The sequence below is a fragment of the Bacillus sp. GW823-FHT06A11 genome, assembly GCF_058795355.1.
Genome location: NZ_JBXAHS010000003.1, coordinates 394,045 through 409,153 on the forward strand (window position 1 = coordinate 394,045; position 15,109 = coordinate 409,153).

Annotated in this window: 16 protein-coding genes; 7 read left to right on the plus strand and 9 right to left on the minus strand. The window is 34.9% G+C overall.

Annotation, left to right across the window (positions count from 1 at the left end; translation table 11 throughout):
* Window positions 1-17: 17 nt before the first annotated feature.
* The 3 genes from AC1Q8L_RS16185 to AC1Q8L_RS16195 are packed head-to-tail and all read right to left on the minus strand — an operon-like array spanning window position 18 to window position 3,165.
* Window positions 18-959, minus strand: coding sequence for a proline racemase family protein (locus AC1Q8L_RS16185; RefSeq protein ID WP_001025560.1), 942 nt, complete (start codon window positions 957-959; stop codon window positions 18-20).
* Window positions 956-1,993, minus strand: coding sequence for a proline racemase family protein (locus AC1Q8L_RS16190; protein ID WP_086387402.1), 1,038 nt, complete (start codon window positions 1,991-1,993; stop codon window positions 956-958). Before AC1Q8L_RS16190 ends, AC1Q8L_RS16185 begins: the two co-directional genes overlap by 4 nt.
* On the minus strand, window positions 1,990-3,165 hold the full coding sequence (locus AC1Q8L_RS16195; RefSeq protein ID WP_001215274.1) for an NAD(P)/FAD-dependent oxidoreductase: 1,176 nt from the start codon (window positions 3,163-3,165) through the stop codon (window positions 1,990-1,992). The genes AC1Q8L_RS16190 and AC1Q8L_RS16195 overlap by 4 nt, the downstream gene beginning before the upstream one ends.
* Before the next feature lie 180 nt (window positions 3,166-3,345).
* On the opposite strand from AC1Q8L_RS16195, the gene AC1Q8L_RS16200 reads away from it, so the two are divergent.
* The 4 genes from AC1Q8L_RS16200 (at window position 3,346) to AC1Q8L_RS16215 (ending at window position 6,962) form a co-directional block, all read left to right on the plus strand.
* The gene (locus AC1Q8L_RS16200; RefSeq protein ID WP_000885730.1) at window positions 3,346-5,007 is read left to right on the plus strand and encodes a sigma-54 interaction domain-containing protein; all 1,662 of its coding nucleotides are present in this window, start codon (window positions 3,346-3,348) and stop codon (window positions 5,005-5,007) included.
* Window positions 5,008-5,119: 112 nt separating this feature from the next.
* A complete protein-coding gene (locus AC1Q8L_RS16205; protein ID WP_000182619.1) occupies window positions 5,120-5,392 on the plus strand; it encodes a (2Fe-2S)-binding protein in 273 nt (90 codons plus the stop codon).
* Complete coding sequence (locus AC1Q8L_RS16210; RefSeq protein WP_000087063.1) at window positions 5,389-5,721, plus strand: (2Fe-2S)-binding protein; 333 nt, start codon at window positions 5,389-5,391, stop codon at window positions 5,719-5,721. The genes AC1Q8L_RS16205 and AC1Q8L_RS16210 overlap by 4 nt, the downstream gene beginning before the upstream one ends.
* Window positions 5,718-6,962 carry an NAD(P)/FAD-dependent oxidoreductase gene (locus AC1Q8L_RS16215; protein ID WP_001286084.1) on the plus strand — a complete coding sequence of 415 codons (1,245 nt, stop codon included), beginning with the start codon at window positions 5,718-5,720 and terminating at the stop codon, window positions 6,960-6,962. Before AC1Q8L_RS16210 ends, AC1Q8L_RS16215 begins: the two co-directional genes overlap by 4 nt.
* Window positions 6,963-7,019: 57 nt before the next feature.
* Here AC1Q8L_RS16215 and AC1Q8L_RS16220 read toward each other — a convergent pair whose 3' ends face one another.
* The 3 genes from AC1Q8L_RS16220 to AC1Q8L_RS16230 all read right to left on the minus strand — a co-directional run bounded on the left by AC1Q8L_RS16220 (window position 7,020) and on the right by AC1Q8L_RS16230 (window position 8,644).
* Window positions 7,020-7,742 carry a hypothetical protein gene (locus AC1Q8L_RS16220; protein ID WP_086387403.1) on the minus strand — a complete coding sequence of 241 codons (723 nt, stop codon included), beginning with the start codon at window positions 7,740-7,742 and terminating at the stop codon, window positions 7,020-7,022.
* Window positions 7,743-7,898: 156 nt separating this feature from the next.
* Window positions 7,899-8,207 (minus strand): YxcD family protein, encoded by a 309-nt coding sequence (locus AC1Q8L_RS16225; protein ID WP_086387404.1) that lies wholly within the window; start codon window positions 8,205-8,207, stop codon window positions 7,899-7,901.
* Window positions 8,195-8,644: a hypothetical protein gene (locus AC1Q8L_RS16230; protein ID WP_000914478.1), complete on the minus strand. Its 450-nt coding sequence runs from the start codon at window positions 8,642-8,644 to the stop codon at window positions 8,195-8,197. The genes AC1Q8L_RS16225 and AC1Q8L_RS16230 overlap by 13 nt, the downstream gene beginning before the upstream one ends.
* 258 nt (window positions 8,645-8,902) lie before the next feature.
* Between AC1Q8L_RS16230 and AC1Q8L_RS16235 the strand changes: the two genes are divergently transcribed.
* The 3 genes from AC1Q8L_RS16235 (at window position 8,903) to AC1Q8L_RS16245 (ending at window position 10,902) form a co-directional block, all read left to right on the plus strand.
* The gene (locus AC1Q8L_RS16235; protein WP_000447231.1) at window positions 8,903-9,667 is read left to right on the plus strand and encodes a DUF1836 domain-containing protein; all 765 of its coding nucleotides are present in this window, start codon (window positions 8,903-8,905) and stop codon (window positions 9,665-9,667) included.
* A 234-nt stretch (window positions 9,668-9,901) separates the two neighbouring features.
* A complete protein-coding gene (gene uptA, locus AC1Q8L_RS16240) occupies window positions 9,902-10,507 on the plus strand; it encodes an undecaprenyl phosphate transporter UptA (RefSeq protein WP_492339469.1) in 606 nt (201 codons plus the stop codon).
* A gap of 170 nt (window positions 10,508-10,677) precedes the next feature.
* Window positions 10,678-10,902 (plus strand): hypothetical protein, encoded by a 225-nt coding sequence (locus tag AC1Q8L_RS16245; protein WP_000558692.1) that lies wholly within the window; start codon window positions 10,678-10,680, stop codon window positions 10,900-10,902.
* 39 nt (window positions 10,903-10,941) lie between these two features.
* Here the strand turns inward: AC1Q8L_RS16245 and dltD are convergent, their stop codons facing one another.
* From dltD to AC1Q8L_RS16260, 3 genes are all read right to left on the minus strand, one after another.
* Complete coding sequence (gene dltD / locus AC1Q8L_RS16250) at window positions 10,942-12,123, minus strand: D-alanyl-lipoteichoic acid biosynthesis protein DltD (protein WP_086387406.1); 1,182 nt, start codon at window positions 12,121-12,123, stop codon at window positions 10,942-10,944.
* A 336-nt stretch (window positions 12,124-12,459) separates the two neighbouring features.
* Complete coding sequence (locus AC1Q8L_RS16255) at window positions 12,460-14,082, minus strand: peptide ABC transporter substrate-binding protein (protein WP_000758268.1); 1,623 nt, start codon at window positions 14,080-14,082, stop codon at window positions 12,460-12,462.
* Window positions 14,083-14,101: 19 nt separating this feature from the next.
* On the minus strand, window positions 14,102-15,103 hold the full coding sequence (locus AC1Q8L_RS16260) for a C40 family peptidase (RefSeq protein WP_090977816.1): 1,002 nt from the start codon (window positions 15,101-15,103) through the stop codon (window positions 14,102-14,104).
* Between the last annotated feature and the right edge of the window lie 6 nt (window positions 15,104-15,109).

Consider the following 15,109-nt stretch of genomic DNA (forward strand, 5'->3'; position numbering starts at 1 on the left):
TCTCTCCCTATCACATTTTATTTTAATAAGAATCCTGCCGGAAACGGATCCGTAGGGTCTAATAGAAACGTCTGCATCCCTGTAATAAATCCTCTACTTTCAAAACGGAAAATGTATCCTAGTTCCTCCTTCTTCACTTTTTCCACAGTTATAAAACTATTAAATATACTTTCATTTTTAAAAGGTTTATCCGCCATATAATCATTTTTAAATAATGCATGAACATAGGAAACGATAGTAGAAACAAAACCTGGCGAACGTACGATAAAGTTATCTTCATGAAATGTAATCGACTTTATATGGTTCTTTTCTTTTTGCGAAGGATCTACTAAAATAAGCCTTTTTATTAGCGACTGTTTTTGTATAGCCTGCAGTGTAGCTTCTCCCCATCTTTTCAATTCTGAAATGTTTTCAACACGAATTTCTGGCGAATACGCACCTTTTTCTACAACTGCATATACTTTATCTGCTTGTATGAGAGAATAACTTACATTACCAACCTGTAAATTTTCCTCAATCAAATAGCAAAGTTTGCTTTCAAACGAAACAGATATAACTTCATCATTCTCTACATACGCATGAACTAAAAATATTCCAGATAACGTTTCAATTTTGTATTGATTGGACTCTCTCTTTTTTAAATACCCACTTTCGAGTAACATCGTTATTACCGCAACAATGCCCCCATAATGAAGCGGAATCGAACCTTCATGATTAAAAAATAATACAGCTGCATCCACTTCATTATGGATAGATGGAACGACAATACACCCATTCAAACCGATAAAACCACGTGGTTCATTTAATAAAAGCTTCATCTCTTCTGCTAATTCACCTGAAAATTGTTCATTTAATTGCTCCAAACTGTAGTAGTATTTGCATGGTACGTCTTTCATTACACGAAATGCCTCGCCATTTACATGTACGTCTACTGCTGTATACATTTTTTGAATGTTCATTTTATATCCTCCGTTTCATGTTCCATCGGCGGAATTAGCAAAAATCCTTCTTTGAGTGGATCCATTTCATTGTAAAAAAATTTATGCATACCCATAAGCCAAGCTGATCCCGTAATTTTCGTTATGACAGCTTCAATATTTTCAACATGTGTCGTATTCACGACATATCCTTTAAATAAAGAACCAACGATACTCTCATGAATGAACTCTTCACCAATTTTGATTTCTTTCTGAGCGTATAATACAGCTAGCTTCGCAGATGTTCCTGTACCGCATGGGGATCGATCTATTCCGCCTGGTGGTACAACAACTGTATTTTTCACATGCGCACATTCATGAGTAGCATCTGTATAAAATTCAACATGTGTTAATCCTCTAATAAACGAATACTCTGGATGAATGATTTCAAACTTCTCATTAATTGTGTTTCTTATATGAATCGCCTTATCGATGATTGTAGATGCATTTTCTGGTACTAATTCTAGGCCTACTGACTTCGCATCAATAATGGCATAAAAATTCCCTCCATACGCAATATCAGCCTCTACAGTTCCAATGTCTTTGACGTGTACAGTAATATTTTTCAATAAAAAAGCTGGTATGTTACAGAAAGATACCTCTTTTGCTTTTCCATCTTGAACAGCAATATCTACTTCCACTAAGCCAGCCGGGGTATCTAGTTTTAAAGAAGTAATCGGTTCAACTACTGGAATTAAACCTGATTCAACTAACGCTGTACATACACCGATTGTATCGTGACCGCACATCGGTAAGTATCCACCTGTCTCTATGTATATAACACCTATATCAGCCTCAGGATGACATGGGTCTGTTAATAATGCCCCTGACATTACATCATGACCACGCGGTTCATTCATTAACAATTTTCGAATCCAATCATATTCCTTTTTCATATGTAACATCTTCTCTGCCATCGTCTCTCCAATCAACTTTGGAAATCCGCTAATTAATGTCCTCGTTGGATTCCCGCCCGTATGTGTATCAATAGTCATAAAGACTCTTTGTGACCTCATCCGTTTAACACCCTTTCTGTAAAACGACTCAAACGAAGTGGTTCAATAGGAATAATTGTCTCTTTTTCATTTAATAACTCTTCAATTACTTTCCCAGTAACTGCTGCAAGACTAATCCCATCCCCTTCATGTCCAGCGGCAATGAAATAATTCGGAATATGTTCCACTCGTGAAATAATCGGCAAATGATCTTCTGTCCACGGACGTAAACCAGCGTAAGAACGAATTACCATCATATCTGCCATTTTCGGATAAAAGCGAATCGCTCTATTTGCGATACATTTAATGACTTCATTGTTTATTCTCGTATGAAACCCTACAAATTCACGACTACTTCCAATTAAGAAATTTTGACTTTCAGTAGGCTCAAATACGAGCGCAACCCCGTATTTTTCAGTTAAAACATCTACTTTTCTTTTTCCGCCAAATTTAGAAATTAAATAACCGAATTCCATTACTTTACGGCATCCTACATGTTGTTGCCTTGATGCTACTATAATATGCCCTTTTCTCGGTTCAATTGGTATATTTACATTTAACATCTGACCAATCTTAGGAGCCCACACACCGGCTGCATTTACAACTTGTTTTGCTGTAAAAGTACCATTCGTAGTTTCTACAACAAATGAACCATTCGTCTCTATTTTCATACTCTTTACTTCGGTCTGCTTAAAGGCTTTTGCGCCAAACTTTTGTGCCTCTGACAGAAGCGAGAAAGCAAGGAGATATGGATTCACAGTTGAATCCGTCGCACATTCTAAACCGCCTAATAAATCATCAGCAAAAAAAGGCGACTCTTCTCTTATATCTTGCCTATCAAGCATTCGAAACGGTAATCCAGCTTCTTTTTGCCGATCTACCCATTGTTGCGCAGCTTCCATCTCTTCGTCTGACTCACATACGAGAATACTTCCTGGTGCCCTATATTCAAATGAATGCTCTAATTTTTCACTTAAATCAGTTACTAATTTTTGACTTACTAAAGACATTTGACTATCAAATCCCGGATCTTTATCAATGGCCAAAATATTCCCATCACACCGTGAAGACGTCCCGCTGACAAATTCTCCTTTTTCAATGATTGTTACGTCTCTTCCGTATTTTGAAGTGTAATAAGCGATAGAACACCCTATTATTCCACCACCTATAATTAAAACGTCGCAGTGCCTCACAATATACTCCTCCTTTCCCTAAACCTCTCACTTTCTTTTATGCAATTGACGTGCCAATTCTTCATATATACAATTTCCATAAACAATATTTTTATTTGTAAAAATAATTTAAATTTACAGTAAATAGGTGTATTATTTTTTTATCACTGTCAAAATTTTTATACATAACAGGAGGGCATTATGGCATTTTCATTTCCGACTATACAAGAGTTTTTGGAACGTGTTTTAATCGATCATACATGTAGCCTTAATCACATTAAGCAAGTAAACGAAAGGTTTTATTATCTCCCTTCTACTACAGATGAATATAATTGCGCCATTATTTATGTAGATGACTCATTCACTGCACTAATTGACGCTTTTTCTTATGAATTAGCTGTTATCATCCTTAACGAAAACGATGAGCCGATATGCTGTATAACTTCTCAGCAAATGATTCCATTTCTTTATAAGTCCTACAATGAACTACAGGCATTTTATGACACCGTAATACAAACAACTGACTCTTCTGTTACAGTCATTGATAGTAAAGAATGCGTTCGAACTTGGACAGATGGTGCTGAAAAAATATTTTCAGTCAACCATAATGAAATTATTGGGCAACCGATTACTCGTTTTTTTGATTATAAAGACTTGGAAATTTTACAATCTTTACATGATGGAAAAAGCATAGTCGCTCAGTTCCATCAGCCTCGTCCCGATTTATTCGTATTAATTAATTCAAATCCAGTTTATTGTAATGATGAAATTATAGGAGCAGTCGTTTCAGAAACAGATGTTACAAATCAAGTCGCTTTAAATGAAAAACTATTTAATATGTCACATGAAATGCACCGTTTAGAACAAGAAGTGGCAAAGTATAAAGATGAATCCGATCCATTCCTTGCGATGAATGGGAAAAGTCCTGTTATACAAAGAACGATACAATTAGCTAGAAAAGTTTGTTCGGTGAAATCAACTGTTTTAATACTTGGGGAAAGCGGAGTTGGAAAAGAAGTATTTGCGAAAGCAATTCATGAAGCAAGTGAGGCAGCGAAGGCGCCTTTCATTTCGATTAACTGCGGGGCAATTCCAGAAGCGTTATTTGAAAGTGAATTATTCGGTTACGAGCGTGGGGCGTTTTCTGGAGCAAATAGTAAAGGAAAAAAAGGTAAAATTGAACTCGCGCAAGGCGGTACTTTATTCCTCGATGAGATTGGCGAAATGCCGCTCGATATGCAAGTAAAACTGTTACGTGTACTACAAGAACGAAAGTATTACCGAGTTGGCGGAGAAAAAGAAATTAATATTGATTTCCGCATTATCGCTGCTACAAATCGGGATTTACAAGAAGAAATGAGAAAAGGAACTTTCCGAGAAGATTTATATTATCGTTTAAATGTAGTTAGCCTGCATATTCCACCGCTGCGTGAAAGACGAGAGGATATTATCGAACTCACATACTCATTCTTAAACGATTTTTCAATCAACTATAACAGACCAATTCGTGACTTACCTTCAAGCATTATGCATGAACTGCTTCATTACAATTGGCCAGGTAATATTCGCGAACTTCGAAACGTTGTTGAACGACTTGTGGTATTTGCGACAGACGGAATTATAAAACAAGAATATTTACCATTTCATACAACCGAAAATTTAGACAATCATACAGCTCATTCCCTATTACTCAGCAACAATAATACAATCCTTTCTTTACAAGAAGAGATGGATGAGCATGAGAAAAAAGTTATTGAAAGGGCTTTACGAATTTTAAATGGGAATAAATTAGAATGTGCAAAACAACTTGGCGTAACAAGGGCTACTTTATATAACCGTTTAAAAAAACTTGGACTTCAATAAAGAAGCAGTATGCACCGATTAGGCGTTTACAGGTAGCTCTCTCTCCTTCCTCTATATTGGCATGATTTTTGCATATATAATTTGTGCAAACCGAACTAGAGGAGGAATACACATGACCAATAAAAACAACTTAATCGTTTGTCGTTGTGAAGAGGTTACATACGGACAACTTCAATCGACAATTGCTGAATATAACTGCTCGGCAAGAGAATTAAAACTAAGAACACGTGCTGGCATGGGATTTTGCGGTGGTCGTACATGCAGAATAATGATAGATCGAATGATTGAAAATGCGAATCCTGACGTAACTCTTAATGAACTACCGTTAAAATATCAACCACCAATACGTGCAGTTACTTTTGGATCGGTAGGTGAAAGTAAATGAGTAGAATTACACATCACCCTATTTTAGGTACTTTACAAAGTAGTGAGCGTATTACTTTTCAATTTAACGGTCATCAATACGAAGCATATGAACATGAAACGATAGCTGCTGCCCTGTTAGCAAATGAAATACGGACATTAAGAGTTCATGAAGATAGCGGGACACCGCGAGGTATTTATTGTAATATTGGGCACTGTTCTGAATGCCGCGTGACAGTAAATAATCAAACAAATGTACGCGCATGCTTAACTGTTGTAGAAGAAAACATGGTTGTTGAAAGCGGGAAACAGCATCCGAATATCGTGAGAGAGATGGTGAAAAAACGATGAGTGATGTAATTATCATTGGTGCAGGACCAGCGGGATTATCTGCTTCTATCTCTTGTGCTCGTTTCGGACTAAAAGTGCTCGTTATTGATGAATTTATGAAGCCGGGTGGGAGATTGTTAGGACAGTTGCATCAAGAGCCTACTGGAGAATGGTGGAACGGAATAGAGGAATCGAAGCGACTTCATGAAGAAGCAGAATCACTTTCAGTACATATCAGGTGCGGTGTTTCGGTCTATAATTTAGATAAAGATGAAAACAATTGGTTTGTACATACTAATATCGGTACGTTAGAAGCACCGTTCGTACTACTTGCTACTGGTGCTGCGGAATATTCTATTCCCCTTCCAGGCTGGACACTTCCAGGAGTGATGTCAATTGGAGCAGCTCAAGTTATGACAAATGTTCATCGCGTGCAAGTTGGAAAAAAAGGAATCATTATTGGTGCTAACATTTTGTCTTTCGCCATTTTAAGTGAATTGCAATTAGCGGGAATTAAAGTAGATCATATTGTACTCCCTGAAAAAAGCGAGTTAAGTCAAAAAGCTGGTGAACCTGAAGAAGTTTTAAACTCTCTTTTAAATGCAGCACATCTCGCTCCTTCTGCTATTTTACGAATAGGTAGCCACTTTATGAAATATGATTGGATTCGAAAAGCTGGATTAACATTCTATCCAAACAGCGGAATGAAAATAAACGGAACGCCACTTCACCTTCGGAAAGCAGCTCTTGAAATTATCGGAACAGATCAAGTTGAAGGTGTACGCATTGCTAATATTGACTCTAAAGGAAATGTTATTAATGGATCAGAGAAAATATATGAAGCAGATTTTGTTTGTATTGCTGGGGGATTATACCCACTTGCCGAACTTGCAGCTGTAGCTGGTTGTCCCTTCCATTACATTTCAGAATTAGGTGGACACGTTCCTCTCCATTCCGAAACAATGGAAACCCCTCTTCCTGGTTTATTTGTAGCTGGCAATATTACAGGCATTGAAAGCGGAAAAATTGCGATGGCGCAAGGAACTGTTGCAGGTCTATCTATTGCTAAATATGCAGGTGAACAACATGATATAGTCGACCAACAATTATATCACGCCATTCAAAACGTTCACTCTGTTCGTCAGAAAGCTGCAATTCAGTTTAATCCGATGGTAGATATCGGTAGACGAAAGATGAATGATTTATGGCATAAATTCCAAACAAATGATAAAGATTTCTATAAACAACAAGAAATTATTTAATAAGACTTATTTGTCAAAAAGCTCCCCTTATCAAAAACATAAGGAGAGCTTTTCAAATTATTTCACTTCGATTGTCCAATCACCATCAGCTTGAATAGTGAATATATGTATACCATTTTCTTTTACAGGTACTTTTTTCGTAGTATCGGCAGCACCAATTTCATTAAATATCATGCTATCGTTTAAATCCACTACAAAATTACTTTCACCATTCTTATGTACACCATGCAATTCTTTCAAACCTTTTTCAAGTTTCACAAAAACAACATCAGATCCGTGACCACTAATTGTTCCTGGAGCTGTTACTACTTTATCTATTGGAATAGACTGAGACATATTCACTTTCCAGTGACCATCTGCCATTGGATTAATAAAATATTTTCCACTCTTGTTTAATAAAACTACACGTTTTTCTTTTCCATTACCAATAAAATTCGAAAGTGAACCAGAGTCATTACCTTGTTCATCTTTTAACTCTAGAATTGCATTACTTTCTCCTGTATGTTCTACTTCCGCAATAACAAATCCGGATTTTAACTCAAAAAAATCAGAAGAATTCGCACCATCACCTTCTAACGAAACACTATGATCTTGTGATAATCTCTCCACTGCACTTTTTTCTTTTATCTCTTTAGCTTTCGGGCTAGTTGTTGCTGTTTGCTGTTCAGTAATCTTATCTTTTTTTTCATTCGCTTGTACATCTTTTGTTTGCTCCGTTGAATTACAAGCAGTTAAAGATAAACATACCGCAGCAATTGTTGCTAATAATTTCTTTTTCATAATATCCCCCTATTAACATAAAACATTCTTAATAAGAATAACATATTTTTACCAATTCATCAGTTTATTAAAAATTGAATTTTATCCTAAAATAGGAAACATACTAAAAATAGAAATTAAAATAAAAAACTGCTAGAGCATAAAGCCCTAACAGTCTTATTGTTCATCACTATTAAATTTCGCTAATGCGTAAATACCTTCTTCATCATCTAATTCAAGTTGTAATCTCGCTGCGAATGAATTGACATTATATTCTCTGTCAATCAATAAGCGTAATGCTTCGATTAAGTTTGCTTGAATTAAAATTTGCTGGCGACCATTTACCTCTACTTCCGCAGAGAAACCGTAGTCATCGTCATACATGAGTTCAACTAACACTTCTTCTGGACCCACTTGTCTTTTTTCAGCTATATATACGCAAAGCGCATTTATTAATTCTTGTTCAGAAATTTTTATTGTTTCCATGCTACTTCATCTGCCTTCTTTTTACGTTGGTCTTTGAAGTATTTAAATGCACGAACTGCTAACATTACGATACCAGCCATTACTAACATATTTACCATAAATGCTAATACAGAACCAAGAGCTCCCATATTTGCAAATAAGCTACCCATTAGTAAACCACCAAGACCACCTAGTAATAAACCTTTCATAAAGCTTCCTTTATTACTTTTTGGTGCTGTGTTTGTTGCTTTCGTTTTTGAATCTGGAGTCGTTTTTTGAGAATTTACATTTGAGTCTTTTTTGTTTAAATCAACTTTTGACTTTTGACCTGAACTTGGTGTAAATGATTTTTTACCAGATTTGTAACTTTTCGCTGCTGCATGATCTACGAACATAAAGCTGCTAGCCCCAAAGATAACCATGAATGCTGTCATTACTGCTACAAGTTTTTTCAACATATTATATCCATTCTCCTTTTATATAGATATATGTGAAATCTATCTTTCTAGTAAATTCAGAATGATAGATTTGTTTTTAAGAACATTTTAAAGGTTCTTATGAACTTATTATATGAACTTTTGTCGAAATATGCAAGTATTATTTACTTTCAACAGTTTGGTGACAAAGGAAAAATTAAGCAAAACAGAATTGACTTTAAATGAAACAAAACATATTATAAGTTCATAAGAACTTTTTATTATTTTGGAGGTGAAAAGATGGAAACATTTCATCTCACACGAAACGAAATGGCTACCCTTCTTCTATCACTAAGAGGATGGAATACGAAAAAGCCTCTCGGTATTTTACAAGAAGCTTGGGCAAAGTCACATAAAAAAGATATTGAAAGCGGACAAAGCGTTACAGCTTTTATTACTACCGCACTTTCACCTATTTTTGAAAAGCTGATTAAAATTGACGATACTGATGTCGGTTTTTCTTTAAATGAAATAGTTGCGCTTGGCAATCAGATTGAAAACACAAGTTTCTCTGTAACTGCTATGCAAAACTGGGTGAAACGAGATATAAAAGAAATGATTGGCTCTCCTCAAAAAGGGAAAAAATATTCGATTGAACAAGCAGCCTTACTGTTCATTGTCGAAGATTTAAAAACAGCACTTGATTTTGAATCAATTCGTAAGCTATTACGCCTTATCGTTAATGACCCAGCCGATCGAAGTGATGATTTAATCAATCCTGTTCATTTATATGTAGCATACTCTTCTCTATTTGAAGAACTCAATCAAGGGAATTGCTTACAACTAAATGCAACAGATACAGTTCATACAATTGAAAACATCGTAAAAGAAAAAGCTGATAAAATCGCAAGCAAGTTCGATCAAATTAATAACGAACAACGCGAAGCAATTCGTAACGCTATTATCATTGCGACCCTTTCTGTACATACCGCTTATGTACAAATGTTAGCAAAGCGTTACGTAACAGCAACTTTATTTTTACAGAACTTAGATGTGAAGCCTTAAAAAATAGGAGCAGAAATGCTTCTATTTTTTTATGAGAAATTTTTAATAACCTTTTCATTAACCCTTCATAAAAACGCGGCTTATATCCTTTACTATAATACTTATGAGAGACATAAAAGAATTGAAATAGCAATTCCCTATGTAAATAAGGTATAATCTACATATAGTGAACCTTTTACGTGATTAAATAAAAGGTTCTTATACTCAAAAATTCATAAACTAGAAGGTGCAACAATGTTAAGTAGTTTTATTCATTCAGTATTAACGGTTTTTGAAGGATTAGGTTATTGGGGCATTATGCTTGGACTTATGATTGAGATTATCCCAAGTGAAATTGTCCTTGCTTATGCAGGATACTTAGTATTCAATGGAAGTATCTCATTTATAGGCGCTGTTGTATTCGGTACAATTGGCGGTGTTATTGCTCAAATCTTTATTTATTGGCTTGGACGATACGGCGGACGCCCTATATTAGAACGTTACGGAAAATATATTTTCATACATAAAAAACAAATAGATGCTGCAGAAGATTGGTTTAATCGTTACGGAACTGGCGTCATTTTTACAGCACGCTTCATTCCAGTAGTGCGTCATGCGATTTCAATTCCTGCTGGTATTACAAAAATGCCTTTACTACGTTTCACTACATTAACAGCACTCGCAATCATCCCTTGGTCAATCATTTTCATTTATTTAGGTGAAAAACTAGGTGAAAATTGGGAGAAAATAAATGATATTGCTGGTCCGTATGTGAAATCATTCGCAATTGGTGGCGTCGCACTTATACTTTTATACTTCGTTATAAAAAAATGGACAAAAAAGCGTAAAAATCTCGCTTAAGAATATAAATAAAAAACCGCTATAAATTCATTCGGAATTATAGCGGTTTTTTATTTATATATGAATTAATCTTCAGGAATTATATAACACCTTTCCATCTACATTTACATGGATAAGCAACCATTCGATCATTCTTTTCGTATATTATCTCAAAAAGGAGTGATTCCCCTATGCATTGGCAGCAAAAAATACCATACTTAATCGGACGCCCTATCGGTATTTCCTTCATAAATGGGCAAGGAACTTCTGGCGTATTATGTTCAGCGCATGATGGTCAATTATATGTGTATGAATACCTTTATCAAGCTCAGTTCGCAATGAAACATTATGATTATAGACAGGTTCAAGATATACATGCATTCCCAAATTGCCCTCACCAAAATCCTCTATACTAAAAAATCGGAACGGCTCATAGCCATTCCGATTTCTATACTTTATTTCTCAGAATAAAATTTCTGCACTGCTTCATCAAAATAAATCCAACCTTTCCAGCCTAAATGAATCGTATCTTTTAAGAAATACTTATCATATTCATGACCAGAGAAATCAACTACTGGATATCCTGCTTTCTCAACCTGTTCTCGAACTTTATTATAATACACTTCACGGCGTTCTTTCGGGAAGCCAGTATAATCATACCAAGGCCCATTTACAGGTACAGAAATAAAGAGTGGTTTGACATTTTTCTCTTTAAATAAATCTAAAATAATTTGTAAATCATCATATTCTGGTGATTCATCATATGTTTCATTTGCTCTAAAGTTTTTTAAACCTTTTAGTTTTTTCTTCAGATTATTCTTATGATAATACGGATTTTCAATTCCGAATGTATTTGTAGTAGACTCAGCATTCCCTTCTTGTTCCGCGTGTTTACGTGCATCTTCCCAAGAAATTGAACGAAGTCCGATATTTGTTTTCTCTTTCATCGGTTCGATTTTAAATAAAGAGTTAAATAAATCTCTATGATCTAAAATATTTCGATGCATATAAGCAAGTGGTTTAGCTAAACCTGCTTTTATGTTATGTTTTGTATCATTATATACAATACCTTCTAATGAATTTTTTAATATATCATCTTCTTGAACAACTTTATAATCTAATAGCCGTTTCGCGATTTGCTTCTTCATTTCTGGATTTATCTCATCATTAAAAATAAAATGATATGCTTGTTGTTTGGAGAAATTATTAGTGAAATCCCCTTGTGAGACACCAGTCTTTGTAAACCATTGTGGTGAAAGAACAAAGACTACTTTTTTACCTTCTAATTCATCCATAGTAGATGTCATATTTAAAATATGAGCTAAGCTTTGTGTACCGCCAGTTCCAATTAAAAACGGTGTAAAACCAGCTGGATTTACTTTGAAATAATTAGACGGATGATATGCATCCATTCGTAAAAATTCTGATGAACCGTACATCGGTAAATACCGTGAATTCTCTAACATTTTTTGCTGTAAGAAAACACTTTGTAATTTCTCTTTTTGTAAAGAAGTAGCCGCATCTTCTACCTTCTTATCACTAATAAGCGATACTAAACTTTTCGATGGGATTAGAATGATAATGAAAAAAAGCACACACGCTAAAATTATAGGACCAAAAGCATGCTTCATTTTCATCTTCTGTCCCTCTTTCTATCGTTATTAAATTGTAACCCTTGTCTTTGACACGCCATCTTTTCTCTCCTTTTTCTCTATACATGTTCTATTCTATTTGTCTATTATATACATGTATGTATTTCCTTCCTTGTTCTATTAAATCCTATAGAAATAGCGCAAGAAAATGTTTCCATAGAAACACGTTAATTATACAAGATTCTACATAAATTTCACACTGGAATTTTAGTAATAATTTTATTTTTAAGTCGTAAAAAAACATATGAAATGTCTATATTTCATTCGGAACTGTACAAAAAAACAGACTATCACATACGTGAAGTCTGTTTCTCCATTCTTTTATTTTTGTACATCTGCCCCTTTTAAACTTGTAGCTGGACCAAATTGATGTACATATAAATCTTTCACATATGGTTTTTGTAAGTAAGATAATCCGCGCTGGAATACCGGTGCAATTACTGCATCATCAAGTAGCATTTTTTCAGCTTCTTGCATTGCTTTCCAGCGAGCTTTTTCATCATTACCTAATTCTGTTTTAATCTTCTTAATTAACGCATCATATTCTGGGTTTGCATATTCTGTATTATTAACACTGCTTCCAGAAAGGAATACTTCTAAGTAAGTCATTGGATCTGGATAATCCGGTAACCAGCGTGATAACGACATTTCATATTCTTTCTTCTTCTCTAGTGCTAATTTTTGCGTATGTGGTTGCAATTTCACATTCACTTTTAAACCTGGTAAATTTTTCTCAAGCTGCTCTTTAATGTACTCTCCAACTTTTTTAAAGTTTTCTAAGTCATAATTTAATAGTTCTAACGTCACTTCATCTGTACCTGTTTCTTGCTTTGCCTTTTCCCAATATTCTTTCGCTTTTTTTACATCAGTTTTATTAAACTCACCTGCCGTACTTCTAAAATCTTTTTTATCTGGTCCCTTTAAAAATCCTTTTGGTACGTAATAGTTTGCAGCAACCGAACCATCATTTAAAAATGAATCCGCAAGTCCTTTCTTATCAAAAACTGTACTTAGCGCAAGACGTGCATTTTTATTTTTAAGAATCGGTACATTTTCATTAAATCGGAAGAAGTACATAACTGGATCTGTATATTGTTTTAGCTCTTTATTATTTTTATATTTATCCACGAATTCTGTAGAAATAACAGCTCTATCAACTTTATCTGTTTCATATAAATTTACCGCAGTTGAAATTTCTTTTACAATTTGATAGTTTACTTCATCTAACTTCACTTCTTTTTTATCCCAATACTTATCGTTTTTCTTCATTGTAAAGCTAGCTTCATGCTTCCACTCTGATAATGTAAATGGTCCATTATATACCGCTTTATTTGCTTCTAATCCGTATTTATCACCTTGCTCTTTCGCATATTTTTCGTTAATTGGATAGAAGGATGGTAAAATTAATAATTTCGTAAAATACGGTACAGGATGTTCTAGCTCTACGACGAACGTTTTATCATCCTTCGCTTTTACTCCTAATTCATCTAGACCTAGTTGTTTTTTATTTATCTTCTCAGCGTTTTTCACATCGTACGCAATGTATGCATATTGAGAAGCGGTATCTGGATTAATCAATTGCTTCCAAGCGTATACGTAATCATGAGCGGTTACTGGATCTCCGTTTGACCATTTCGCATCACGCAAATGAAATGTATATATCTTTCCATCTTTACTCACTTCATATTTTTGTGCGCCTGCCTCAATTACTTCATCATTTTTCGATAGACGGAATAGTCCTTCCATTACGTTATTCAAAACGTTAAACGAGACTGCATCTGTGACTTTCACTGAGTTTAACGACGGAATTTCACCCGTTTCTAGTAACTGTAATACTTTCTTTTCATCTTTCGGCTTTGTTGTAGTTTTTTCTTTTGCGCAGCCAACTAAAAATGAAGAAACTAATAGAGTACTAACTAATGAGTAACGAACAACTTTTTTCATTTAAAAACCCCCTCTATTTTTAAGGTAAGTAACGACGAGCACCAGCGTATTCTTCTATATATCCTGGTGTATTTAGTGGTATAATCTCTACCGACCTTTCAGCTCTTGGTGAGTGAATCATATTGCCATCACCAATATACATTGCAACGTGATGGACACTACCTTTCCCTTGATCATGTGCAAAGAAGATTAAATCTCCCTTTTGTAAGTTTTCTTTATCAACTGCAATTCCTGCTCTTGATTGCGGTCCAGAATCTCGCGGAATTGTAATGCCGTGCGATTTATAGATCGTATGCGTGAAGCCAGAGCAATCAAATCCAAAACCACTTGTACCAGCCCATATATACGGTAAACCTAAAAACATTTTCCCTGTGTTAATTAAATCATCAGCTGTCGGTTTTGGAATATCAGTTTGAGAACGGTAAACTGTTCCATCATTTTTTCGTAGCCATGCTTTCTGACCATTTGGCAACAATACACGGTATGAAATTGTGTCTTCACTTAATAGCGGCAGTCTTGTATTATAACTGACTTCAAGTGATTTATGTTTTTCAGAAGGATTTATATATAAAATCGCAGTTGGCTTTGTTATTAACACAAAAGGTTCATTTGTTTTATCTGCAAATTCTTGATTATATGTTAATTGCTTTTCAGGCATCCAGCCCGGATAACCTTCTTCATTTCGTGGTGTTGGCTGTCCATGCACTAATACCTTCACCCACTCGCCTTTCTTATCAATAACGGTTACTTCTTGACCGAGTAACGCTTGTGTTTCTAATTTATTTGCATTTGTTAACCATAGTTTCTCGCCAAGTGTCATTGATTTCGTCCATTTCCATAGATCCACTGGATTTGTTGCACTCGGTGTATCGATTGACCTTAATGAATCAGGTGCTGTCCATAACGTTGCAGCAGATACATCTATAAATGCTTTATTATCCTTCTTTTCTTCAGCATTTGCCGATGTAAACGATGAAAATATAAATAAAGTTGTTAAAAATGCAGTTCCTACTTTTTTCATATATAT